General features: G+C 63.5%; 23 protein-coding genes. 6 read left to right on the plus strand and 17 right to left on the minus strand.

Going from position 1 to position 21,365, the window contains the following annotated elements; translation table 11 throughout:
* Nucleotides 1-154: 154 nt before the first annotated feature.
* Entirely contained in the window at nucleotides 155-946 is a 792-nt protein-coding gene (locus LB568_RS31275; RefSeq protein ID WP_013894619.1) for an ABC transporter ATP-binding protein, read from the minus strand.
* 130 nt (nucleotides 947-1,076) lie between these two features.
* Here LB568_RS31275 and LB568_RS31280 point away from each other — a divergent pair, with 130 nt between their 5' ends.
* Entirely contained in the window at nucleotides 1,077-1,481 is a 405-nt protein-coding gene (locus LB568_RS31280; protein ID WP_015317160.1) for a cupin domain-containing protein, read from the plus strand.
* 17 nt (nucleotides 1,482-1,498) lie between these two features.
* Here LB568_RS31280 and LB568_RS31285 read toward each other — a convergent pair whose 3' ends face one another.
* The 6 genes from LB568_RS31285 to LB568_RS31310 form a co-directional block, all read right to left on the minus strand.
* The gene (locus LB568_RS31285) at nucleotides 1,499-1,876 is read right to left on the minus strand and encodes a hypothetical protein (RefSeq protein ID WP_224732197.1); all 378 of its coding nucleotides are present in this window, start codon (nucleotides 1,874-1,876) and stop codon (nucleotides 1,499-1,501) included.
* Nucleotides 1,877-1,899: 23 nt separating this feature from the next.
* Entirely contained in the window at nucleotides 1,900-2,271 is a 372-nt protein-coding gene (locus LB568_RS31290) for a hypothetical protein (protein ID WP_224732198.1), read from the minus strand.
* A 2-nt stretch (nucleotides 2,272-2,273) separates the two neighbouring features.
* On the minus strand, nucleotides 2,274-3,725 hold the full coding sequence (gene hydA, locus LB568_RS31295; protein WP_224732199.1) for a dihydropyrimidinase: 1,452 nt from the start codon (nucleotides 3,723-3,725) through the stop codon (nucleotides 2,274-2,276).
* 66 nt (nucleotides 3,726-3,791) lie between these two features.
* Nucleotides 3,792-5,042: a Zn-dependent hydrolase gene (locus LB568_RS31300; protein WP_224732200.1), complete on the minus strand. Its 1,251-nt coding sequence runs from the start codon at nucleotides 5,040-5,042 to the stop codon at nucleotides 3,792-3,794.
* A 3-nt stretch (nucleotides 5,043-5,045) separates the two neighbouring features.
* A complete protein-coding gene (locus LB568_RS31305) occupies nucleotides 5,046-5,492 on the minus strand; it encodes an endonuclease domain-containing protein (protein ID WP_013894613.1) in 447 nt (148 codons plus the stop codon).
* Nucleotides 5,493-5,604: 112 nt separating this feature from the next.
* The gene (locus tag LB568_RS31310) at nucleotides 5,605-6,933 is read right to left on the minus strand and encodes an aspartate aminotransferase family protein (protein ID WP_013894612.1); all 1,329 of its coding nucleotides are present in this window, start codon (nucleotides 6,931-6,933) and stop codon (nucleotides 5,605-5,607) included.
* 227 nt (nucleotides 6,934-7,160) lie between these two features.
* On the opposite strand from LB568_RS31310, the gene LB568_RS31315 reads away from it, so the two are divergent.
* Complete coding sequence (locus LB568_RS31315) at nucleotides 7,161-7,796, plus strand: TetR family transcriptional regulator C-terminal domain-containing protein (RefSeq protein WP_013894611.1); 636 nt, start codon at nucleotides 7,161-7,163, stop codon at nucleotides 7,794-7,796.
* Nucleotides 7,797-7,817: 21 nt separating this feature from the next.
* Here the strand turns inward: LB568_RS31315 and LB568_RS31320 are convergent, their stop codons facing one another.
* On the minus strand, nucleotides 7,818-8,690 hold the full coding sequence (locus tag LB568_RS31320; protein WP_013894610.1) for a helix-turn-helix transcriptional regulator: 873 nt from the start codon (nucleotides 8,688-8,690) through the stop codon (nucleotides 7,818-7,820).
* Nucleotides 8,691-8,808: 118 nt separating this feature from the next.
* Between LB568_RS31320 and LB568_RS31325 the strand changes: the two genes are divergently transcribed.
* Complete coding sequence (locus tag LB568_RS31325; protein WP_041164767.1) at nucleotides 8,809-9,648, plus strand: SDR family oxidoreductase; 840 nt, start codon at nucleotides 8,809-8,811, stop codon at nucleotides 9,646-9,648.
* Nucleotides 9,645-10,367, plus strand: a complete 723-nt coding sequence (locus LB568_RS31330) for an SDR family oxidoreductase (RefSeq protein WP_224732201.1) — start codon at nucleotides 9,645-9,647, stop codon at nucleotides 10,365-10,367. Before LB568_RS31325 ends, LB568_RS31330 begins: the two co-directional genes overlap by 4 nt.
* A gap of 9 nt (nucleotides 10,368-10,376) precedes the next feature.
* Here LB568_RS31330 and LB568_RS31335 read toward each other — a convergent pair whose 3' ends face one another.
* The 7 genes from LB568_RS31335 to LB568_RS31365 form a co-directional block, all read right to left on the minus strand.
* Nucleotides 10,377-10,754 carry a DoxX family protein gene (locus LB568_RS31335; RefSeq protein WP_224732202.1) on the minus strand — a complete coding sequence of 126 codons (378 nt, stop codon included), beginning with the start codon at nucleotides 10,752-10,754 and terminating at the stop codon, nucleotides 10,377-10,379.
* 68 nt (nucleotides 10,755-10,822) lie between these two features.
* Entirely contained in the window at nucleotides 10,823-11,281 is a 459-nt protein-coding gene (locus LB568_RS31340; protein WP_013894606.1) for a carboxymuconolactone decarboxylase family protein, read from the minus strand.
* A gap of 27 nt (nucleotides 11,282-11,308) precedes the next feature.
* The gene (locus LB568_RS31345; protein ID WP_224732203.1) at nucleotides 11,309-11,827 is read right to left on the minus strand and encodes an RrF2 family transcriptional regulator; all 519 of its coding nucleotides are present in this window, start codon (nucleotides 11,825-11,827) and stop codon (nucleotides 11,309-11,311) included.
* A gap of 458 nt (nucleotides 11,828-12,285) precedes the next feature.
* Entirely contained in the window at nucleotides 12,286-13,599 is a 1,314-nt protein-coding gene (gene preA / locus LB568_RS31350; protein ID WP_224732204.1) for an NAD-dependent dihydropyrimidine dehydrogenase subunit PreA, read from the minus strand.
* Nucleotides 13,600-13,611: 12 nt separating this feature from the next.
* Nucleotides 13,612-14,454 carry a class I SAM-dependent methyltransferase gene (locus LB568_RS31355; RefSeq protein WP_224732205.1) on the minus strand — a complete coding sequence of 281 codons (843 nt, stop codon included), beginning with the start codon at nucleotides 14,452-14,454 and terminating at the stop codon, nucleotides 13,612-13,614.
* A 5-nt stretch (nucleotides 14,455-14,459) separates the two neighbouring features.
* Nucleotides 14,460-15,815: an NAD(P)-dependent oxidoreductase gene (locus LB568_RS31360; RefSeq protein ID WP_224732206.1), complete on the minus strand. Its 1,356-nt coding sequence runs from the start codon at nucleotides 15,813-15,815 to the stop codon at nucleotides 14,460-14,462.
* A gap of 116 nt (nucleotides 15,816-15,931) precedes the next feature.
* Entirely contained in the window at nucleotides 15,932-16,675 is a 744-nt protein-coding gene (locus LB568_RS31365) for a gamma-glutamylcyclotransferase (protein WP_224732207.1), read from the minus strand.
* A 170-nt stretch (nucleotides 16,676-16,845) separates the two neighbouring features.
* Between LB568_RS31365 and LB568_RS31370 the strand changes: the two genes are divergently transcribed.
* Nucleotides 16,846-17,622, plus strand: coding sequence for a VOC family protein (locus LB568_RS31370; protein WP_224732208.1), 777 nt, complete (start codon nucleotides 16,846-16,848; stop codon nucleotides 17,620-17,622).
* A 122-nt stretch (nucleotides 17,623-17,744) separates the two neighbouring features.
* Here LB568_RS31370 and LB568_RS31375 read toward each other — a convergent pair whose 3' ends face one another.
* Nucleotides 17,745-18,233 (minus strand): hypothetical protein, encoded by a 489-nt coding sequence (locus LB568_RS31375; protein ID WP_181176835.1) that lies wholly within the window; start codon nucleotides 18,231-18,233, stop codon nucleotides 17,745-17,747.
* 199 nt (nucleotides 18,234-18,432) lie between these two features.
* On the opposite strand from LB568_RS31375, the gene LB568_RS31380 reads away from it, so the two are divergent.
* Nucleotides 18,433-18,825 (plus strand): DoxX family protein, encoded by a 393-nt coding sequence (locus LB568_RS31380; protein ID WP_224732209.1) that lies wholly within the window; start codon nucleotides 18,433-18,435, stop codon nucleotides 18,823-18,825.
* 21 nt (nucleotides 18,826-18,846) lie between these two features.
* Here LB568_RS31380 and LB568_RS31385 read toward each other — a convergent pair whose 3' ends face one another.
* The gene (locus LB568_RS31385) at nucleotides 18,847-21,273 is read right to left on the minus strand and encodes a GcvT family protein (protein ID WP_224732210.1); all 2,427 of its coding nucleotides are present in this window, start codon (nucleotides 21,271-21,273) and stop codon (nucleotides 18,847-18,849) included.
* Nucleotides 21,274-21,365: the final 92 nt, after the last annotated feature.

Consider the following 21,365-nt stretch of genomic DNA (forward strand, 5'->3'; position numbering starts at 1 on the left):
CACCTGCGCCTCGCTCTGTTTGGCGAGTATTCTGAGCCGTTTGCACTCTTCGGCTAATGTCGCGGCATGGATCCTAGAGTCTGCGCAAGCCGCTTCGCGCTTGCTTCGCCCTAGGATGACGAAGGCGCGCTGGGCCGCTCGCTCTTCGGAGCCCTCAATCATCATAGCTGTGCCCTGCCCTCAAGCCATCGCGGACGCGCGCGGCAATCGCCAGGAATTCCGGCGTCTCGCGGATGTCGAGCGGCCGCTCCTTCGGCAGCGTCGATTCGATGATGTCGCTGACCCGGCCCGGTCGCGGCGACATGACGACGATCCGTGTCGACAGGTAGACGGCTTCAGGAATGGAGTGGGTGACGAAGCAGATGGTCTTGTCGGTGCGCGCCCATAGCTCCAGCAATTGCTCGTTGAGGTGGTCGCGCACGATCTCGTCCAGCGCGCCGAACGGCTCGTCCATCAAGAGCAGGTCGGCGTCGAAGGCCAGCGCGCGGGCGATCGAGGCGCGCTGCTGCATGCCGCCGGACAGCTGCCAGGGATATTTCTTCTCGAAACCCGCGAGGTTGACGAGGTCGAGCGTGCGCTTGATCCGTTCGCCCTGCTCGGCCTTGGACAGACCCATGATCTCGAGCGGCAGCGCGACGTTGCGCTCGATGGTGCGCCAGGGAAACAGGGCGGCGGCCTGGAAGACGTAGCCATAGGCGCGTTTCTCGCGCGCCTGTTCTGCTGTCATGCCGTTGACCGAGATCGTTCCCGAGGTCGGCTTCTCCAGGTCCGCGATGACGCGCAGCAAGGTGGTCTTGCCGCAGCCCGACGGCCCGATGAAGGAGACGAACTCGCCCTTGCCGATGGTCAGGTCGACATTGGACAGCGCCTGGACCGGCCCGTCATTGGTCTGGAACGTGAGGCCAAGTTTGCTTGCCGCGACGACGGCTGGCGAAATCCCTGTCATCGGCCGCGGCCTGCCTGTTCCCGCCACAGGGGCGCCGGCCGGATTCCGATTGCTTTTATCGCGATGTTGTTTTCCACTCGCCCTGTCCCATTGGCCCTGTTTCGCTCAATCGACGCCCGGAGTTTCCCCGATGTCGCCCAAACCCACTTGTCATCTTATCCGCCCTGAAAGCACTTATGAAGGCAAGCAGGGTTTGACCTATTTCGCCGGTATTGCAACGGAGTCGGTAGGCTCCTCCGGCATCTGCATGCATGTGCTCACCATGCCGCCCGGCGCTCGCGCCAAGGCGCATCTGCACGAGAACCATGAAACGGCGATCTACGTGCTCTCCGGCGAGGTCCATACCTGGTACGGCGACAGGCTCGAACATCACATCGTCGTCAAGGCCGGCGATCTCTTCTACATTCCGGCCGGCGTGCCGCATCTTCCGGCCAATCTGAGCAACGCCCCGTCTTCGGCCGTCATCGCCCGCACCGATCCCAATGAACAGGAAAGCGTCGTCCTGCTGCCGGAACTGGATGCGCTGGTCGCCTGACGCTGACGGGAGCGCGGTCATTTGCACCGCGCGACTTCCCCCATCACATTGCCGTCCTCATCGGCGACCGTCAGCTTCTTGGCGTTCTTGGCGCTGCGCTTGATGGTGAATTTGGTCGGCTCCTGCCCTTCTTCGCCTTCCGCCTCACATGTCGCGGTCACCACGAGCGATCCGTCAGCCAGCGTTTGCGTCTTCGTGAACGTGCAGGCGCTGGCGGCGGTGATCAATTCCTTGTCGGTCAAAAGCAGCATCTGATCGGCGGCGACTTCCTGGCCGTTGCGGTTGATGCAGCCATATTTGTCGCCATAGGGTTTCGACAGGTCGATGCCTGCCGCGAAAGCCTGGCCAGCGGCCAGAACGGCAACCATCGCAACAGACAGACCAAAACCACGCATGCCCGTTCCCCCATGGCCCAACGTTAAGAACATGATTGCAGCGGCCCCAGTTCTTCCAGGCCGGGAATGGTGACGAAGAAGCCAGCCTCTCCCTTGTTGGTGACCAGGATGGTTTCGACCGTCGTTCCCGCCTCGCCCTCGGCGGAACAGGTCGAACGCAGCGATTGCGTACCGAGCGCCGACGTCAGTCGCTGGTCGAACCGGCAACCACTGCCATAGGTCTCAATGCCTTCCGCGGTCAGCAGGATATAGATATCGCTGTCCTGGTAGCCGGCCTTTACGCCGGCACAACCGACATCGTTGCCCCAGGAGCCAGGCAGCACGCCGGCCGCGCTTGCCGGACCACCGGCAACAGCCGCCAAGACCACCGAGAGAAGCGCGGCCGAACGCGCCAAGCTCAGACCCCCGTCGCCGGGATGCCTGACCGTTCCACCTTGCGCGGCGCGGTGATGTCCTTCCACGTCGACAGCGCCCGGTTGACCGCCGCGTTGGGCTCACGGCCGACGAACTGGCCATGGCCGGGCTTGGCCTTGACCTCGGCCTCCTCGATCGACAGTTCGCCGCGCGAGAACACGAAGCGCGGCAGGCCGGTCACTTCGACGCCCTCGAACACGTTGTAGTCGATGACGGACTGCTGCTTCTTCGAGGAAATCGTCTTCTTCCGATTCGGATCCCAGATGATGATGTCGGCATCCGCGCCTTCGACGATGGCGCCCTTCTTCGGGTACATGTTGAGGATCTTGGCGATGTTGGTCGAGGTCACCGCGACGAACTCGTTCATCGTCAGCCGCCCGGTGTTGACGCCCTTGGTCCACAGCACCGGCATGCGATCCTCGAGGCCGCCGGTGCCGTTGGGAATCTTGGTGAAATCGCCGACGCCGTTGCGTTTCTGCTTGGTGGTGAAAGCGCAATGGTCGGTCGCCACCACCTGCAGAGAGCCTGCCTGCAGGCCGGCCCACAGCGAATCCTGGTGCAGTTTGTTGCGGAAGGGCGGGCTCATCACGCGGCGCGCCGCGTGATCCCAGTCCTTGTTGAAATACTCGCTCTCGTCCAGCGTCAGGTGCTGGATCAGCGGTTCGCCGAACACCCGCATGCCCTTCTGGCGCGCCCGGCGGATCGCCTCGTGGCTCTGCTCGCACGAGACATGCACGACATAAAGCGGCACGCCAGCCATGTCGGCGATCATGATGGCACGGTTGGTCGCCTCGCCTTCCACTTCCGGCGGACGCGAATAGGCGTGACCCTCGGGGCCATTGTTGCCGGCAGCCAGCAGCTTCTGCGAAAGGGCCGCGACCACATCGCCATTCTCGGCGTGCACCAGCGGCAGCGCGCCAAGGTCGGCGCAGCGCTGGAACGACGCATACATCTCGTCGTCATCCACCATCAGCGCGCCCTTGTAGGCCATGAAGTGCTTGAACGAGGTGATGCCCTTGTCGACAACGGTTGCCATCTCGTCGAACACCTGCTTGCTCCACCAGGTGACCGCCATGTGGAAGGAGTAGTCGCAGGCAGCCTTCGAGGTCTTGTTGTCCCACATCTGCAGGGCTTCGAGCAGCGATTGCTGCGGCGCCGGCAGGCAGAAATCGACCACCATCGTGGTCCCGCCGGCAAGGGCGGCCCGCGTGCCGGATTCGAAATCGTCGGCCGAATAGGTGCCCATGAACGGCATCTCGAGATGGGTGTGCGGATCGATGCCGCCCGGCATGATGTAACAGCCGGTGGCGTCATACTCGTGGTCGCCATGCAGATCCGAGCCGATCGCGACGATCTTGCCGTGGCTGAACAGCACGTCGGCCTTCCAGGTGCGGTCGGCGGTGACGACGGTGCCGTTCTTGATGACTTTGGTCATTTTCTTGTTCCCTTGTTCTCTTCGCGCTTCTTTGCGAGCGGCGTTTGGAAGGTAAATCTCTAAAGCTCACTCCACGATGACAGCCGTCTCCACCACCGCATGGAACAGCACGTCGGCACCCGCCGAGGCCCATTCCTTGGTGATCTCCTCGGCCTCGTTGTGGCTCAACCCATCAACGCAGGGGCACATCACCATGGCGGTCGGAGCGACGCGGTTGATCCAGCAGGCGTCGTGGCCGGCGCCGGAGACGATGTTGCGGTGCGTATAGCCGAGCCGGTCGGCGGCATCGCGGATTGCCTTGACGCAGCCGGCATCGAAGGTCACCGGATCGAAATGGCCGACCTGCTCGATCTTGTACTGGATGTCGAGCGCATCGCAGATCGTCTCGATGCCTTCGCGGATACGGCCATCCATGGCGTCGAGCACTTCCTTCTCCGGCGAGCGGACATCGATGGTGAAAACGGTGCGTCCGGCGATGATGTTGCGCGAATTGGGATAGACTTCCATATGGCCGACCGCGCCGACGGCGTCGGGCTGGTAGTCCATGGCGATCTCGTGCACCAGTTCGATCACCCGGGCCATGCCGAGCCCGGCATTGCGGCGCTTGGGCATCGGCGTCGAGCCGGTATGCGCCTCCTTGCCGGTCAGCGTCACCTGCAGCCATTTCAGCCCCTGACCGTGGGTGACGACGCCGATGTCGATATCCTCGTCTTCGAGGATCGGGCCTTGCTCGATGTGCAATTCGAAAAAGGCGTGGATCTTGCGATCGCCAGCCTTCTCCGAACCCTTCCAGCCGATGCGCTCCAGCTCCTCGCCGAATTTCTTGCCGTTCTTGTCCGTGTGCTCGTAGACGTCGGCCTGGTCGAGCACGCCGGCGAACACGCCGGATGCCATCATCGCCGGCGCGAAGCGAGCGCCTTCCTCGTTGGTCCAGTTGGTGACGACGATCGGATGTTTGGTCTTGATGCCGAGATCGTTGAGCGAACGCACGATCTCCAGGCCGCCGAGCACGCCGAGCACGCCGTCATACTTGCCACCGGTCGGCTGCGTGTCGAGATGGCTGCCGACATAGACCGGCGGCAGGCTGGGGTCGGTGCCTTCGCGGCGGGCAAACATCGTGCCCATCTCGTCGACGCCCATGTCGAGCCCGGCCGCATCGCACCAGCGCTTGAACAGGTGCCGGCCCTCGCCGTCCTCGTCGGTCACGGTCTGGCGATTATTGCCGCCGGCAATGCCGGGACCGATCTTCGCCATCTCCATGATCGAATCCCACAAACGGTCTGAATTGATTCGCAGATTCTCGCCGGGTGCGGCCATGCTCTAAAACCCTATCGATTGCGGGGCGCCAACGTCCCCCTCCCCCTCGAGGGGAGGGTGGCCGCGAAGCGGTCGGGTGGGGTCGCCTGACATAGACTCGACCTTCCCCTTGACCACCTGCGCGACATGCCACGCGCTATTTATGACATCGGGCTCGTCAACACGGAAGACATCAAAGCCGAGCGAACGCAGAGACGCATCACGAACGGCATCGTGGCGTTTGCCCTTCTCATGCTCGTGCATATCACCGTCGACCTCCACGATCAGCTTTACCCCGAGGCAAGCAAAGTCGACGATATAGGGGCCGATCGGGCACTGGCGGCGAAACTTGATGCCAGCCGCTTTCAGCTCGCGCAGCTCGTACCACAACAGCGATTCGCCCTTGGTCGCGTGAACTCGAAGCGCACGCGCTTTCTGGCGCATTTCGAAGCTCACGCGGGTACGGGGCATCAGAGGCAGCCTCGCGGCAAAAGATCAGGTCGGCGCCCGGTCGCACGGACCCCACCCGACCGCTTCGCGGCCACCCCACCCTCGAGGGGGAGGGATATCCGCGCCCAGATCTTCAATCTATCGACCTCAGCACTTCGCGCACATGGTCGATCAGTTCGTTGATCTGGCCCTTGGTGATGATCAGCGGCGGCGACAGTGCGATGATATCGCCGGTGGTGCGGATCAGCGCGCCGCGCTCGAACGCCTTGACGAAGGCCGAGAAGGCCCGCTTGGTCGGGCTGCCGGCGATGGGCGCCAACTCGATCGCGCCGATCAGGCCGATATTCCTGATGTCGATGACATGCGGCTCGCCCTTCAGCGAATGCAGCGCATCTTCCCAATAGGGTGCCAGTTCCTCGCCGCGGGTCAGCAGCCCCTCTTCCTTGTAGGTGTCGAGCGTGCCGAGTGCGGCGGCGCAGGCGACCGGATTGCCCGAATAGGTGTAGCCGTGGAAGAACTCGATCATGTGCTCCGGGCCGGTCATGAAGGCGTCGTGGATTTCCTTCTTCACGAACACCGCGCCCATCGGGATGACGCCGTTGGAGACGCCCTTGGCAGTGGTCATGATGTCGGGCGTGACGCCGAAATAATCGGCGGCGAACGGCGCGCCGAGACGGCCGAAACCGGTGATGACCTCGTCGAAGATCAACAGGATGCCGTGCTTGGTGCAGATTTCGCGAAGCTTCTCGAGGTAGCCCTTGGGCGGCAGGATGACGCCGGTGGAACCGGCAACCGGCTCGACGATGACGGCGGCGATGGTCGAAGCGTCATGCAGCGTAACGATGCGCTCCAGTTCGTTGGCGAGCTCCGCGCCATATTCCGGCACACCCTTCGAGAAGGCGTTCTTCTCCGGCAAATGGGTGTGCGGCATGTGGTCGACGCCACCGAGCAGCGTGCCGAACATCTTGCGGTTGGTGACGATCCCGCCGACCGAAATGCCGCCGAAATTGACGCCGTGATAGCCGCGTTCGCGGCCGATCAGGCGGGTGCGCGAGCCCTCGCCCTTCACCCGGTGATAGGCGATCGCCATTTTCAGCGCGGTCTCGACCGATTCCGAACCGGAATTGGTGAAGAACACATGATCCATGCCCTTGGGCGCGATGTCGACGAGCCGGTTGGCCAGTTCGAACACGATCGGATGGCCCATCTGGAAGGCCGGCGCATAATCGAGCTCGGCGGCCTGATGCTGGATCGCCTCGGTGATCTTCGGCCGGCAGTGGCCGGCATTGACGCACCAGAGGCCCGCGGTGCCGTCCAGCACCTTGCGGCCATCGCTGGTCGTATAGTGCATGTCCTTGGCGGACACGAACATGCGTGGCGCCTGCTTGAACTGCCGGTTTGCCGTGAACGGCATCCAGAATGCGCTGAGATCGTTCGGCGTGACTTTCAGCCGGTTGGACATGACCAAGACTTCCCCTTGTAACCTGTTTCGGTGCGTCCAACGCTTGGTCTTTGCCGCGCTTTCGTGCTACGCAAATTTTTGACCGATTGGACAAACGTTAGCACCGCCCTGTCGGCGGTCAAGGGATTACTAGCGGAAATGCGGCTCCTGAAGTGCGTTCCACAGCCTAGGGAAAAACTGGTCCAGAGAATTGGTCCAGATGACCCTGAACACGAGGTGTTGCAACGGTGAACACCGGCACGGAAGCCCCTCGCCGCACCCGCATACAGCAGGAAAAGCGCGAACTTATCCTCGAGGCAGCCCTCGAGGTGTTCTCCACCAACGGTTTCCGTGGCTCGACCATCGACCAGATCGCTGAAGCCGCGGGCATGTCGAAGCCCAACCTGCTCTATTATTTCCGCCGCAAGGAAGACATTCACGAGACGCTGATGCAGCGCCTGCTCGACACATGGCTGGCGCCGCTCAGGGAACTCGACGACATCGGCGATCCGATGACGGAACTCAGGAGCTACATCAGGCGCAAACTGGAGATGGCGCGCGATTTTCCGCGCGAGAGCCGGCTATTCGCCAACGAGATCCTGCAAGGCGCGCCGCGCATCATGCCGCTGCTGGCCGGCGAGCTGAAGACGCTGGTCGACGAGAAGGCCGCCGTCATCAAGGGCTGGATGCGCGCCGGCAAGATCGCCAGGACCGATCCCTGGCACCTGATTTTCTCGATCTGGGCAACCACGCAGCACTACGCCGATTTCGACGTCCAGGTCCGTGCCGTGCTCGGCCCGAACCGTGGCGGCGACGGCCGCTTCGAGGATGCGGCGAGGTTCCTGGAGCAATTGTTTCTCGAAGGACTGAAGCCGAAGGGCTGACCTCGGCCTCGCCGCGACCGCTCAGGCGCTGCGCCGCTCCGCCGGCAGCGCGTCCAGCAATGTCTGCAGCTTGGCGACCGAGTTCTGCTCGGCGAGCGGCGTGTAGACGACCAGCCGCATGTCGGAACCATCGTCGATCGACAGGCTCATATGCTCGAAGGCCATCGCGCCGGCCGTGGGGTGCCGGACGTGCTTCAGGCCGGTCAGCCTTCGCGCCACGTCCCGCCGAGGCCACCAGTCGCGGAACTCCGGGCTCGATCGCATCATCAGCGCGATCAGCCGATCGAAGTCCGGGTCGCCGACATATTTGGCGCTTTCGGCGCGAAACGATGCGAGCACCACGCGGGCAAGCTCCTCCCAGTCGACCAGCAAGCGGCGGTGGTGTGGATTTGTGAACACCATATGGACGATGTTGCGGGCATCTCCCTCGAGCAGACCATAATCGCCGAATACCGCGACCGCCGCCGGGTTCCAGGCAAGCACGTCCCAGCGCCGGCCGACGACATAGGCGGGTTGCAGGACAAGGCTCTGCAGCATGTGCAGCAAGGCGGCATCGACCTTTTCCGGTGCGGCCACGCGGCGCTCCGGCTGTTGGCGGCCGGCAAGGATGAACAGATGGCGCTTCTCGATGGCGTCGAGGCGCAACGCCTCGCTCAGCGCGGTCAGCACCTCGACCGAGGGCCTGACGTCCCTGCCCTGTTCCAGCCAGGTGTACCAGGTCGTGCCGACGCCGGCGATCATCGCCACCTCCTCGCGACGCAGGCCCGGCGTGCGACGCCTGAGGCCCGTGGCGATGCCCGTTGCCGACGGCGTCAGCCTTTCTCGGCGCGAACGCAGGAAGGCGCCAAGCTCGCGCCGGCGGCTGTCTTCAGCGGAATGTAAGGGAGCATCCATGCACTTATTATAGCAGTATTGATACCAGGATAAAGTTTGAACTGTTTGAGATCCGCCCGATGTCCCATCTTGCGACGGGAGCAGCAGACAGGAGGCTCCAAACATGGACCTGCCAAACATGGATCTGAAAGATAAGACTATCCTCATCACCGGCTCGACCGACGGCGTCGGCCGCGTCGTCGCGCAAAGGCTGGGCGGGGCCGGCGCCCGCATACTGGTGCACGGCCGCGATGCTGGGCGTGGCAAGGCAACGGTCGCCGACATCGAAGCCGCTGGCGGCAAGGCCGAGTTTTTCGCCGCCGACCTCGCCTCGCTGGCGCAGGTTCGCCGCCTCGCCGAGGCCGTGCGTGCCCGAACAGACCGGCTCGACATCCTCATCAACAATGCCGGCGTCGGTACGGCCGGCGCCAAACGGCAGATCAGCGCCGACGGCCATGAACTGCGTTTCGCGGTCAATTATCTCGCCGGCTTCCTGCTGACCTCGGAGCTTCTGCCACTGCTGAAGGCGAGTGCTCCAGCGCGCATCGTCAATGTCGCCTCCGCCGGCCAACAGGCGATCGACTTCGGCGATGTCATGCTGACCCATGGCTATAGCGGCGTGCGCGCCTATTGCCAGAGCAAACTGGCGCAGATCCTGTTCACCGTCGATCTGGCCGAGCAGTTGAAGGGCACCGGGGTTACCGTCAACGCCCTGCATCCGGCGAGCTACATGAACACCACCATGGTCCGGCAGGCAGGGGTCACACCATGGAGCTCGGTCGAGACCGGCGCCGACGCCATCGTCAATCTCGCCACCTCGCCAGCACTCGAAGGCCGCAGCGGCCTCTATTTCGATGGCCTGCGAGAAGCGCGCGCCGACGCCCAGGCCTACGACGCCGGAGCACGACAACAATTGCGAAGCCTCAGCCTCGACCTTGTCGGCCAGGCTTCCACAAAATCGAAGGAACAGCATTCATGAGCGACAGAACTGAACACACAGTCATTATCGGCGGCTCATCCGGCATCGGCCTGGCAACGGCGCGAAAACTGCTTGGCCCGGGCATGAAGGTGACCATCACCGGGCGCAACCAGGATAAGCTCAACGGCGCCTGGAAGAGCCTTGGCGGCGCCGCCGACAAGGCAGCATTCGATGCCTCAAAGCCGGACGAGGTCCGCCAATTCTTCGAGCGCCTCGGCCCGTTCGACCACCTCGTTCTGGCGGCGAGCGGCGGCAAAGGCCTTGGCCCGTTCCACGCCCTCGACCTTGCCGACATCGGCAGCGGCGTCGAGGAGAAGGTGCGGCCGCAATTGTCCTGCCTGCAGGCCGCCTTGCCGACGCTGAACAAATCGGGCTCCGTCACCTTCATCTCTGCGGTCTCGGCCCAGCTCGCCACGCCTGGTGTCGCTGGCATCGGCGCCATCAATGGCATGCTGTTGACCGTAGCACCCATCCTGGCCGTCGAGCTGAAGCCGCTTCGCGTCAATGTCGTGGCGCCAGGCGTCATCGACACGCCGTGGTGGGACTTTTTGCCGGACGAACAGCGGCAGGCGGTCTTTGCCGAATATGCCGGCAAGACGCCGGTCGGCAGGATCGGCCACGCCGACGACGTCGCCTCGGCGATAGCCTTCCTCGTCTCCAACGGCTTCATGACCGGCCAGGTGCTGACCTGCGATGGTGGCCTGCGGTTCGCGGCCTAGCTTTGGCCTTCAGAGCGACTGCGCGATCAGCGTCAGAAAACCGCCGCCCAGCGCGACATTGCCGACGAAGCCGTTGATGCGCACCGCGCGGTCCGGACCCTGGTGATCCCAGAAATTGTGGAACATCGGCGTGGCGGCGACCAGGAACAGCAAGAGCACCGCGCAGGCAAGCGCGGTCCACAGACCCGCCATCACCAGCGCGCCGGCGATGATCTGCAGGACGATGCCGGCCCACAGCGCCAACCGCGCCCGCGGCACACCGCGCGCGGCCATGAGCCCTGTGAGGAAGGCCGCGTTCTGGATGTTGCGCAGGCCGGCGAGGACAAAAGCGCCGCCGAGCAACAGGCGGCCGAGGAACAACAAGGTCGAAGGCAAATCGGCAGGCATGAAACGCTCCCTTTGAAATCAATCGGGAGCGCCACCTCCCTGCGGCGCTCCCCAACACAATCGGATCATCAGGCAGCCTTGGCGGCGGGCATCGGATGAATGGCGTGGAACGGGATGCACAACCGGTTCCAGGTGTTGATCATGCCGAGCGCGACAGAGAGCTTTACCAGTTCCTCTTCCGAGAAATGCTCGAGCGTGCGGGCATAGAGCTCATCCGAAACACCGTCATTGGCGATCAGGGTCACAGCCTCAGTCCAGGCCAAGGCGGCGCGTTCGCGCTCGGAAAACAGCGGCGATTCCTTCCAGGCCGCGACCAGATAGAGCCGCTGCTCGGTCTCGCCGTCGCGCCGCGCCTCGCGGCTGTGCATCTCGACGCAGTAGGAGCAACCGTTGATCTGCGAGGCTCTGAGCTTGATCAGGTGCAGCAGGCTCACCTCGAGCCCGCATTCGTCGACCGCCTTGTTGAGCGCCGACACCGCCTTCATGATTTCGGGCGCCTTGGCGAAAAATTGCAGTCTCTGTTTCATCGTCTTTCCTTTCACAGCTTGGGGGGTTTAGGTTTGCGTTGTTGAACCGGGTTTCTGCGGCCGCTGGTGGCGCTCCACGAAAGCGCAGCTCGCGGCAAGCGATCTCCGATCGCCTTCCGCCTGGTAAGTGGCCACGATGTCGGACAGCCTGGTTTCGGCGAGTGCGGCGCGATAGGCGCGCTCGGCCTTCAGCATCGCGGCGTTGATGCCGCAGGGTTTGACATAGGCGGAGGCATCGAGCTTGACCGGGCCGTTGCGGCGGATCTCGCCACACCGAAACGCCGGCTCGCGTCCTTCGACGGCCAGCACGATGTCGAGCAGCGTGATGCGCTCTGCAGGCTTTGCCAGCCTGTAGCCGCCAGCCGGTCCCGGCACCGATTCCAGGATGCGCGCCGCCGTCAGCATGTTGAGATGTTTCAAGAGATAGCTCGGCGACAGCCCGAACGACTCCGCGAGCGCGGCGCCCGGCATGGTGCTGTTGCCCTCGACGCTGGCCAACGTGGCCGCGCAGTGGATGGCCGCTTCAACGCCCTCGCCCAGCTTCATGGGATTGATCTCCTATTCATGGATATCCACTATCGTGGATATTTTTTATCTGCAATAGGGAAGTGCGAGTTTCATATCGTCACGAAGCTTCACAGGACTTGCGTTCCTCGCACCCCGCTTTGCACTACGGCATGCACACATTTCCGGGCAGCTGATCTTTGGCGATAGCGTGCTGAGCTGGTCGACCCCCACTCCGTCTCGGCTTCGCCGAGCCACCTCTCCCCCGATCGACGGGGTAGAGGAAAGGCGCCAAAGCTTTTTGCCGTCAACGCTCGTCCGGAACCGCTCCCTTCCTTTCCCTCCGGAGGGGGGAAAGGTGGCGCTGCGAAGCAGCGACGGATTGGGGGAACCACGTGGCAATCAAGCCGAAGCCCGATTAGTCACGCCAGTCACAGAAGATGTGTGCATGACGTAGACGTCGATCGGGGCGAGGGACCCAAATTCTGCGAAGGCAGCCCCTACTCTGCCGCCACCTTGGCCATCGGGTTGTTCGGATGCGTGGTCCAGTTGGCGTAGACCGGCGACACCGGCCTGCCGGTACGCTCATCCAGAGCGCCGGCGGCCAGCGGTTCCATGGTGATGCAATTCTCGACGGGGCAGACATTGACGCACAGATTGCAGCCGACGCATTCGGCCTCGATCACTTCAAAGTGCCTGACGCCGTCGACCATGCTGGTGATCGCCTGGTGCGAGGTGTCCTCGCAGGCGATGTGGCAGCGGCCGCATTTGATGCAGGCGTCCTGGTCGATACGCGCCTTGGCGACATAGTTGAGGTTGAGATACTGCCAGTCGGTGACGTTGGGGGTGGCACGGCCGACGATGTCGTCGAGCGAGGCATGGCCTTTCTCGTCCATCCAGTTTTCGAGACCGGCGATCATCTCCTGCACGATCTTGAAGCCGTAGGTCATCGCCGCCGTGCAGACCTGCACATTGCCGGCGCCGAGCGCCATGAACTCGGCCGCATCGCGCCAGGTGGTGATGCCGCCAATGCCGGAGATCGGCAGGCCGCGGGTTTCGGTATCGCGCGCGATTTCGGCCACCATGTTCATGGCGATCGGCTTCACCGCCGGGCCGCAATAGCCGCCATGCGAACCCTTGCCGTCGATGGTCGGCTGCGGCGCGAAACTGTCGAGATCGACACCGGTGATCGAATTGATGGTGTTGATCAGCGACACCGCGTCGGTGCCGCCGGCAAGCGCGGCCCTCGCCGGCTTGCGCACATCGGTGATGTTGGGCGTCAGCTTGGTGATGACCGGCATGCGCGTGTTCTGCTTGCACCAGCGCACCACCATTTCGATATATTCCGGCACCTGGCCGACGGCCGCGCCCATGCCGCGCTCCGACATGCCGTGCGGACAGCCGAAATTGAGTTCGATGCCGTCGGCTTCCGTCTCCTCGACCACCGGCAGGATCGCCTTCCAGCTCTCCTCGACGCAGGGCACCATCAGCGAGACGACGATGGCGCGGTCGGGCCAGTCCTTCTTGACCTGCTTGATTTCGCGCAGATTGACCTGCAGGTCGCGGTCGGTGATCAGTTCGATGTTGTTGAGGCCCAGCAGGCGGCGGTCGGCACCCCAGATCGCGCCATAGCGCGGGCCATTGACGTTGACGACCGGGGGGCCTTCCTCGCCCAGCGTCTTCCACACCACGCCGCCCCAGCCGGCCTTGAAGGCGCGGATGACGTTGTAGGCCTTGTCGGTCGGCGGCGCCGAGGCCAGCCAGAACGGATTCGGCGATTTGATGCCGACGAAATTGTTGCGGATGTCAGCCATGACAGGTCCCTTTCAACCGAGACGAAGGAGCATTTCCACGGGTGCAAGAATGCCGCCTTCAAGCGCGGCGGTGATATTGGCGATCTTGGTACGGGCATCCCCGCCCATGATCAGGCCAACGCCAGGCGGCGGCTTTCTGCCGTCGGCCTGGGCGGCAGCCATCCGGGCGCGCATCGTGGCAAAGAATTCGACGGCAAAGGCGCCGCGTGGCCGTTCCGTCGTCACCGAGAAACCCGCGGCGGTGGCGGCCGATCGATAGTCGTCCGGCGTGGCGACAAAGGACATGGTTTCGTCCGATGCCCATGGCAGCGGAAAGGTCAGCGCGCCGGCCTTGAGCCGCATTACATCGTAGACGGCAAAGACACCGCCCGGCCGCAGCACGCGCGCGGCCTCGCTCATCAGCTTCGCCTTGTCGGGAAGGTTCATGCCGACATGCAGGATCATTGCCGCATCGAAACTGGCATTGCCGAACGGCATGTCCAATGCGCTGCCCTGGACGAAGTGCGTCCTGTCCGCCATTCCCGTGCGCTTCGACAGGCTGGTCGCGACGTCGACATAGCTCTGCGTCAGGTCGATGCCGGTGACATCGGCGTCGGCACTGTTGGCGACAAAGCGGGCCGGACCACCTATACCCGATCCGATGTCAAGCAGCCTGCCAGCCGGCTTCAAACCCATCTGATCGACGAGTTCCCTGGTGGCTGCCACACCACCAATGTGGAATTCGTCGACCGCTTCGAGATCGCTGACCCTCAGATGGGCAACGTCCACGCCTATATCGGCGAGGCCGGCAAGGATCCGCTGCTCCAGGCCTGATATCTCGTAGTGACGGGCGATGCCCGGTTCCACCGTGGCCATGATCCCTATCCCTGCGTCAGGCTCCTGTTGATGCTTTCCGCCGCATCGCGGCCTTGCGCCACGGCTGAGACAGTCAGGTCGTCGCCGCCAAAAATGCAGTCGCCGCCGGCCCAGACCTTGGCCAGCGAGGTCCGCCCTTCCGCATCGACCTTGATGCGGCCGGCTTCGAGCTCGATCGATGCACCGCTGCCGTTGAGAGCGGTCGGGACAAAGCTCTGGCCGATCGCCTTGAATACCTGGTCGGCAACGAGCGTCAGCGTCTCGCCGGTGCCGGCAAGCCTGTCGCCGTTCATGGCCGTGTATTCGAGTTCGATGGCACTGACCTTGCCGGCCTCGGCAACCACCCGCTTCGGCTGCAGCCAGTGGCGGATGGTAACGCCGTTGGCGGCGGCCAGATCCTGCTCGAACTCGGAGGCATTCATGTGCTCCTGGCCGCGCCGGTAGCAGATCGTCACCTCCTCGGCGCCGAGCAGCTTCGACTGCACGGCGGCATCGATCGCCGTCATGCCGCCGCCGATGACGACCACCCGCCGGCCGACCGGCAGGCTCGAGAGATCGCTAGCCTGGCGCAGTTCGGAGATGAATTCCACCGCATTGGTGACGCCGTCGGCGTCCTCGCCATCGGCGCGCAATGCATTGACGCCGCCCAACCCCATACCGAGGAACACCGCGTCGTAATTGCGGATCAGGTCGGAGAGCTGATAGTCGCGGCCGAGCGCCTTGCCGTTCTGGATGTCGATACCGCCGATCGAAGTGACATAGTCGACCTCGGCCTGGGCGAAATTGTCGACGCTCTTGTAGGCGGCGATGCCGTATTCGTTGAGGCCGCCGGCCTTCGGCCGTGCCTCCAGGATGGTCACGTCATGGCCATGACGGGCGAGCCGGTGCGCGGCGGCGAGGCCGGCAGGCCCGGCGCCGACCACGGCGATGGTCTTGCCCGTCGGCGTGGGGCGCGGATAGAACTGCTTGTTCTCGGCCATCGCGACATCGGTGGCGTAGCGTTGCAGGCGGCCGATCTGCACCGGCTTGCCTTCCGCCACCTCGCGTACGCAGACCTCCTCGCACAGCGTCTCGGTCGGGCAGACGCGGGCGCACATGCCGCCCAAAATGTTCTGGTCGAAGATGGTCTTGGCCGAGCCTATCGGATTGCCGGTCGATATCTGGCGGATGAACAGCGGGATGTCGATCGAGGTTGGACACGCGTTCATGCACGGCGCGTCGTAGCAGAAATAGCAGCGGTCGGATTCGACCAGCGCCTCGTGGTGATCGAGCGGTGGATGCAGGTCGGAAAAATTGTCCGCATACTGGTCGGGCTGAAGCCGGCCGCCGGCAATACCCTCTTTGAACTGGCCTTCTGGCATCGTCAGTTCCCCATATTTTCGTTTTGGGGAAGGCTAGCACGTTTTATTTTTTTATCAATTGGTCAATTTTCGGCGCAAAGCACTGAAAAGACTGAGTAATAATATGATTTTTTTACTCATGTTATGGCTTTGAGCAGTTGCTCTTGCGGGATGGCCGAGTGAACTGGATCGAGGGCCCGAGCATGGATGGTCCGGATCTCGTCCGCGACCAGTTTCTGCAATCGCCACAGATTGCGGTCATGAATACCGAACGCTTCGAGATGGCTGACGGTATTGTAGAGATATTCGGCCCCGGAGCCGATATGCCCGCAGGCCCTGGCCAGCACGCTTGCCACCCTGTCCAGCGGCTGGCTCAGCGACGTGCCCCTGCCCTTCACGCCAACCCAGAAGCCGAGCGCCCGCAACGCACCTTGCGCCGTATGCACGGGCAGCCACCTGACAGAGCTGACACTCTCATGATCATTGATCTCGCGCCGCAGCAGTCTTTCGATCTGAGCCGGTTTCTCGCCTTCCGGCAAGCGGCAGATCACGCCGTTGCAGCGTCCGCCCCGTTCGAGCGCCATCATCAGGCCCGGCTGCGCGGCGCTGCCGCGCCAACGCACCATGTCGAGACAGAACGAGCGGTGCCAGCCATAGGCCGTGGCGAGCCGTTGTTCGACGGATTCGAATTCCGGTTTCCAGATCAGCGACCCATAGGCGAACACCCACAGCGGTCCCTCGTCGGCTTCGTCGGAGAGCCGCAAGGCAAGGGTCCGGAAGTCACCGTCGTTCATCTCGGTCCAGCTCGGGTCGGGGCCCGGATCGGCCTCTTCCCGATGGCACAGCGCGACAAGCTCGGGCGTAAGCGACATAAGGCGCATGGACGACAACCCCCTCGTCACCGCAGAGAAATCGAAAACCGCCGGATGCGCAACGGGGGAACGCCTGGGATCTAAAGACATTGTTGTTCGGGCGGGTGTCGGATTTCCGTCGTGAAGATCGTCCTAGGATGGATCGGACGACGATCGATGCAAAGGTGAGGAGACCCAAAATGCCCAAATCCCCGATGCCCTTCTTCTGGTACGAGTTGATGACATCAGACCTCGATGCAGCCGAGGCCTTCTACACCAAGGTTGTCGGCTGGACGGCGCAGCCCTTCGACGCGGCTCCCGGCATGCCGCGCTACATCGTCATGAATGTCGGCGAGCGTGGCGTCGGCGGCCTGATGACGCTGCCCGAGGATGCGGCCAAGATGGGCATGCCGCCGGCCTGGCTCGGCTATATCCATACAAAGGATGTCGATGCCTCCACGGCATCGCTGGAGAAAGCGGGCGGCTCCGTTCATCGCCAGCCCGCCGACATTCCAGGCGTTGGCCGCTTTGCCGTCGTTGCCGATCCGCAGGGCGCGACCTTCATGTTCTTGCAGCCGAACGGCCCCGACCAGCCTGTCGTGCCGGCCAGCACGCCGGGCCATATCGGCTGGCACGAGCTCTACACCAGCGACTGGAAGGCCGCGTTCGATTTCTATTCCGACCAGTTCGGCTGGGCCAATGCCGGCGACTTCGACATGGGTCCGATGGGCACCTACCAGACCTTCACGGCCGGCCCCGAATCCGGCGGCGGTATCATGAACAAGCCGCAGCAGATCCCGGTGCCGGTCTGGCAGTTCTATTTCAACGTCACCGGCATCGACGCGGCGGCCAAACGCGTCACCGACAATGGCGGCAAGATCCTGATGGGGCCGATGGAGGTCCCCGGCGGCAGCTGGATCGTGCAATGCCAGGATCCGCAAGGCGCGCATTTCGCACTGATGGCGCCGGTGCGGTAAGCGCTGCATACGGAAACTTGCCAACTTCTGAAGGCTAGCCCCCCTTGTTGCCCCCTCTGTCCTGCAGGACAGAGGGGGCTGTCCCGCAGACTCCGGCTATTGTTGAACGACCTTTCGTAAGGTTACTCCGGCGTCAGAACCGCGACCTTCAGCTCAGCCTTTTTCGCTCCGCTGAACTGCACGGTGGCCGGGCCGGGCGTAAGCTTGAAGCGCACGCTCTTGCGGATGGCGGGGCAGGTTTTCACCCCGCTATAGCCAGCCGACTTGATGGCGTGGCCGTCCTGAATGACATCGACCCAGGCCTCGCCCGACAGACTTATCTGTATGACCCCGTCCGGCGGCACCTCCACGCTGGCGACAGCGCCGAACGTGCCTTGTGCCGGGGCACGTTCGGGCGGCAGCGTAAAGCCGGCCTTCTCGACCGGCACCAGCCCCAGGTCCGCCGCGGCACCGACCGCCAGGGGCGCGCCTGAGGGTGTCGCAGGTGGCGCGGCAAACAGCGCCTGTTCCCGCGTCACCGGCCATTTGAAGGCCTCGCAGCCGGCGTCCTCGGCCATGGCGAAGCTGGTTCCTGCGAGGAGAGCGAAGAGGCTGACGACGACTTTTTTCATGGCAAAGGGAACCCTCATTTTTAGACTGCTTATGCTAATACAACCATGACGATAGGAATGCAACCCTTGCGGGAACAATATGAAGGACCAAACTGGGGAACATTACCAGTCACCCATTGTTGATGGCGTGCCATGGGAAATGAATGGTTCATCGCCGGCTGATAATCTATGGCCGGGCGGACTGAAAAATGGAGTCATCATGAAGCTTTTCGAAAGCCTCTCCAGATACCAGCCGCAGGCGCTCGGCGTGTTGCGCATCATGACCGCCCTGCAGTTCATCGAGCATGGCAGCCAGAAACTGTTCAACTTCCCCGTCAGTGCCGATCCCCACGCCCTCTCCGGGCTGACCACGACCGCCGCCATCCTCGAATTCGCCGGCGGCATCCTGTTGGCACTCGGCCTGCTCACTCGGCCCGTTGCCTTCCTCCTGGCGGGCGAGATGGCGATCGCCTATTTCATGGCGCACATGCCGCGCGATTTCTTCCCGGTCAACAATGGCGGCGATGCGGCGATCTCCTTCTGCTTCATCTTCCTCTATCTGTTCTTTGCCGGCCCCGGCGCCTTCGCACTGGACAACCGCCGCAACGCTTGATGCGCGACAAGGGGGTGGCTTTCACCCCCGCATCCGCTCGAAATTCGCATCGAACAGCGGCGTGGCCTGTATGCGCGCAGCGTGGCGCTTGCCCAACAGCTCGATCTCGAAGCCGTCACTCTCCTCGGCGATCTCCTTCGGCACATAGCCGACGGCGACCGACTTTTTCGAGTGATGCGCATAGCCGCCCGACGTCACCCAGCCGCGTACGGCACCGCCAAACCAGATCGGCTCGTCGCCGATGACATCGGCGTCGTCGGCATCGACGATGAAGGCGCGCAGCCGCAACTTGCCGCCTTGCTTGCGCTCGGCCAGCGCCGCCGCCTTGCCGATGAAGTCCGCCTCCTTGCCGTAGGCGACGAAGCGGTCGAGCCCGGCTTCCAGCGGTCCGTAGATCGGCCGGTATTCGCGCCCCCATGAGCCGTAATTCTTCTCCAGCCGCAGGGCGTTCAGCGCCCGCGAGCCGAACAGGCCGATACCGAATTCCTCGCCGGCCGCCATCAACGCGTTGAACGCGGCACGCTGGTATTCCGGCACCACCCAGATCTCATAGCCGAGATCGCCGGTATAGCTGACGCGGCCGACCAGGCACGGCGCCATGCCGATATCCATTTTTGCGACGGCCATGAAGGGAAACGCGGTGTTGGACACATCGGCCCGGCTGACCTTGGCCAGCACATCCCTCGCCTTCGGCCCGGCGATCGCAAGGCCGGTGAGTTTCGCTCCCTGCGCCTCGATGCGAACCGAACCATCCCCGGGCAGATGCGCCTCGAACCAGCGCATGTGATACTGCTCGGCAATGCCGGAGCCGGCGAGGAACCAGCCTTCGGAACCGAGATTGGCCAGCGTGAAATCGCCGATCAGCCTACCGTCTTGCTTTAGCATCGGCGCCAGCGTCATGCGGCCGGGTTTGGGCAGTTTGCAGGCAAGCATGCGGTCGAGCCATGCGGCCGCCCCCTCGCCGGTCACCGTGTATTTGGCGAAGCTCGAAATCTCCGACAGGCCAACCCCGTCGCGAACCGCGGCGACTTCGCCGGCGACATGGGTAAAATCGCTGGAACGCCGCCAGGAGAACTCGTCCTTGACGCCTTCAGGCGCATACCACAGCGGCACCTCCAACCCATAGGCAACGCCAAACTGCGCGCCCTTGGCCGACAGAAGGTCGTAGACCGGCGCCGTCTTCAGCGGCCGCCCGGCCGGCAATTCCTCATTGGGAAAGCGGATCGAGAAGCGCCTGGAATAGTTTTCGCGCACCTTGGCGTTGGTGTAGGCCATCGTCGCCCAGTCGCCGTAGCGCGCGACATCCATCGCCCAGATATCGGCGCCGGGGTCGCCCTCGATCATCCAGTTCGACAGCGCCAGGCCGACGCCGCCACCCTGTGAGAAGCCCGCCATGACACCGCAGGCGACCCAGAAACCGGGCAGGCCGCGCACCGGCCCGACCAGCGGGTTGCCGTCCGGCGCGAAGGTGAAGGGGCCGTTGATGATCTGTTTGATGCCAGTGTTCTGGAAGGCCGGGAAATGCCGGAAGCCGACTTCCAGCGACGGCGCGATACGATCGATATCCGGTTCCAGCAGCTCGTGGCCGAAGTTCCACGGCGTCTGGTATTCGGACCAAGGCTTGTTGGCCTTCTCGTAGGTGCCCATCAGCATGCCGCCACGCTCCTGGCGCAGATAGAGCTCGCCGTCGAAATCCACTGCATGGATGATTTCGGTGCCGGTTTTCTGGTTCCATGCGGCGACCTCCGGCATGTCCTCGGTGATCAGGTACATGTGCTCCATGGCCAGCACCGGCAGCTCCAGCCCGACCATGCGGCCGACCTCGCGCGCCCACAGGCCACCGGCATTGACGACATGCTCGGTCACCACCTCGCCCTTGTTGGTGATGACGCGCCACATCCCGTCGGGCCGCCGCACGATGTCCTCGACCTTGGTGAAGCGCTCGACCTCGGCGCCGAGCTTGCGCGCGGCCTTGGCATAGGCATGGGTGACGCCCGAGGGGTCGAGATGGCCGTCCTCCTTGTTGCGGACGGCGCCGACGAACTGCTTGGGGTCGAGCAGCGGCATCAGTTCGGCCGCCTCTTTCGGCGAGATCTCCTCGAGATCGATGCCGAGATAGCGACCCTTGGCAACGACGCCGCGCAGCCAGTCGAGCCGCGCCTCGGTCGCCGCCAGAAGCACACCGCCGGTCAGGTGCACGCCGGTCGCCTGGCCGGAAAGTTCCTCGATCTCCTTGTAGAGGTTGATCGTGTATTTCTGCAGCTTGGCGACGTTGGGATCGCCATTGATGGTGTGCATGCCGCCCGCCGCATGCCAGGTCGAGCCCGAAGTCAGTTCGTCGCGCTCAAGCAGCACGACATCCGTCCAGCCGTGGCGGGCCAGATGGAACAACACCGAGCAGCCGACGACGCCACCGCCAATGACCACGACCTTTGCATGCGATTTCATGGATTTCTTCTCTGTTATCAACGAGTTGGATGGGTGAAATGAATCAAGACGGGAGGAGCCAAGCGGGGGTCCACGCACGCAAACCTGTGACT

Origin of the sequence: Mesorhizobium sp. B263B2A (assembly GCF_020165775.1) — a bacterium.
GTDB classification, from domain to species: Bacteria; Pseudomonadota; Alphaproteobacteria; order Rhizobiales; family Rhizobiaceae; genus Mesorhizobium; species Mesorhizobium opportunistum.

What these genes read in the sequence shown, in the direction of transcription:
- LB568_RS31275 (WP_013894619.1), bottom strand. Translation starts at nt 946, where the DNA reads ATGACAGGGATTTCGCCAGCCGTCGTCGCGGCAAGCAAACTTGGCCTC.
- LB568_RS31280 (WP_015317160.1), top strand. Translation starts at nt 1,077, where the DNA reads ATGTCGCCCAAACCCACTTGTCATCTTATCCGCCCTGAAAGCACTTAT.
- LB568_RS31285 (WP_224732197.1), bottom strand. Translation starts at nt 1,876, where the DNA reads ATGCGTGGTTTTGGTCTGTCTGTTGCGATGGTTGCCGTTCTGGCCGCT.
- hydA (WP_224732199.1), bottom strand. Translation starts at nt 3,725, where the DNA reads ATGACCAAAGTCATCAAGAACGGCACCGTCGTCACCGCCGACCGCACC.
- LB568_RS31300 (WP_224732200.1), bottom strand. Translation starts at nt 5,042, where the DNA reads ATGGCCGCACCCGGCGAGAATCTGCGAATCAATTCAGACCGTTTGTGG.
- LB568_RS31305 (WP_013894613.1), bottom strand. Translation starts at nt 5,492, where the DNA reads ATGCCCCGTACCCGCGTGAGCTTCGAAATGCGCCAGAAAGCGCGTGCG.
- LB568_RS31310 (WP_013894612.1), bottom strand. Translation starts at nt 6,933, where the DNA reads ATGTCCAACCGGCTGAAAGTCACGCCGAACGATCTCAGCGCATTCTGG.
- LB568_RS31320 (WP_013894610.1), bottom strand. Translation starts at nt 8,690, where the DNA reads ATGGATGCTCCCTTACATTCCGCTGAAGACAGCCGCCGGCGCGAGCTT.
- LB568_RS31325 (WP_041164767.1), top strand. Translation starts at nt 8,809, where the DNA reads ATGGATCTGAAAGATAAGACTATCCTCATCACCGGCTCGACCGACGGC.
- LB568_RS31330 (WP_224732201.1), top strand. Translation starts at nt 9,645, where the DNA reads ATGAGCGACAGAACTGAACACACAGTCATTATCGGCGGCTCATCCGGC.
- LB568_RS31335 (WP_224732202.1), bottom strand. Translation starts at nt 10,754, where the DNA reads ATGCCTGCCGATTTGCCTTCGACCTTGTTGTTCCTCGGCCGCCTGTTG.
- LB568_RS31340 (WP_013894606.1), bottom strand. Translation starts at nt 11,281, where the DNA reads ATGAAACAGAGACTGCAATTTTTCGCCAAGGCGCCCGAAATCATGAAG.
- LB568_RS31345 (WP_224732203.1), bottom strand. Translation starts at nt 11,827, where the DNA reads ATGAAGCTGGGCGAGGGCGTTGAAGCGGCCATCCACTGCGCGGCCACG.
- preA (WP_224732204.1), bottom strand. Translation starts at nt 13,599, where the DNA reads ATGGCTGACATCCGCAACAATTTCGTCGGCATCAAATCGCCGAATCCG.
- LB568_RS31355 (WP_224732205.1), bottom strand. Translation starts at nt 14,454, where the DNA reads ATGGCCACGGTGGAACCGGGCATCGCCCGTCACTACGAGATATCAGGC.
- LB568_RS31360 (WP_224732206.1), bottom strand. Translation starts at nt 15,815, where the DNA reads ATGCCAGAAGGCCAGTTCAAAGAGGGTATTGCCGGCGGCCGGCTTCAG.
- LB568_RS31365 (WP_224732207.1), bottom strand. Translation starts at nt 16,675, where the DNA reads ATGCGCCTTATGTCGCTTACGCCCGAGCTTGTCGCGCTGTGCCATCGG.
- LB568_RS31370 (WP_224732208.1), top strand. Translation starts at nt 16,846, where the DNA reads ATGCCCAAATCCCCGATGCCCTTCTTCTGGTACGAGTTGATGACATCA.
- LB568_RS31375 (WP_181176835.1), bottom strand. Translation starts at nt 18,233, where the DNA reads ATGAAAAAAGTCGTCGTCAGCCTCTTCGCTCTCCTCGCAGGAACCAGC.
- LB568_RS31380 (WP_224732209.1), top strand. Translation starts at nt 18,433, where the DNA reads ATGAAGCTTTTCGAAAGCCTCTCCAGATACCAGCCGCAGGCGCTCGGC.
- LB568_RS31385 (WP_224732210.1), bottom strand. Translation starts at nt 21,273, where the DNA reads ATGAAATCGCATGCAAAGGTCGTGGTCATTGGCGGTGGCGTCGTCGGC.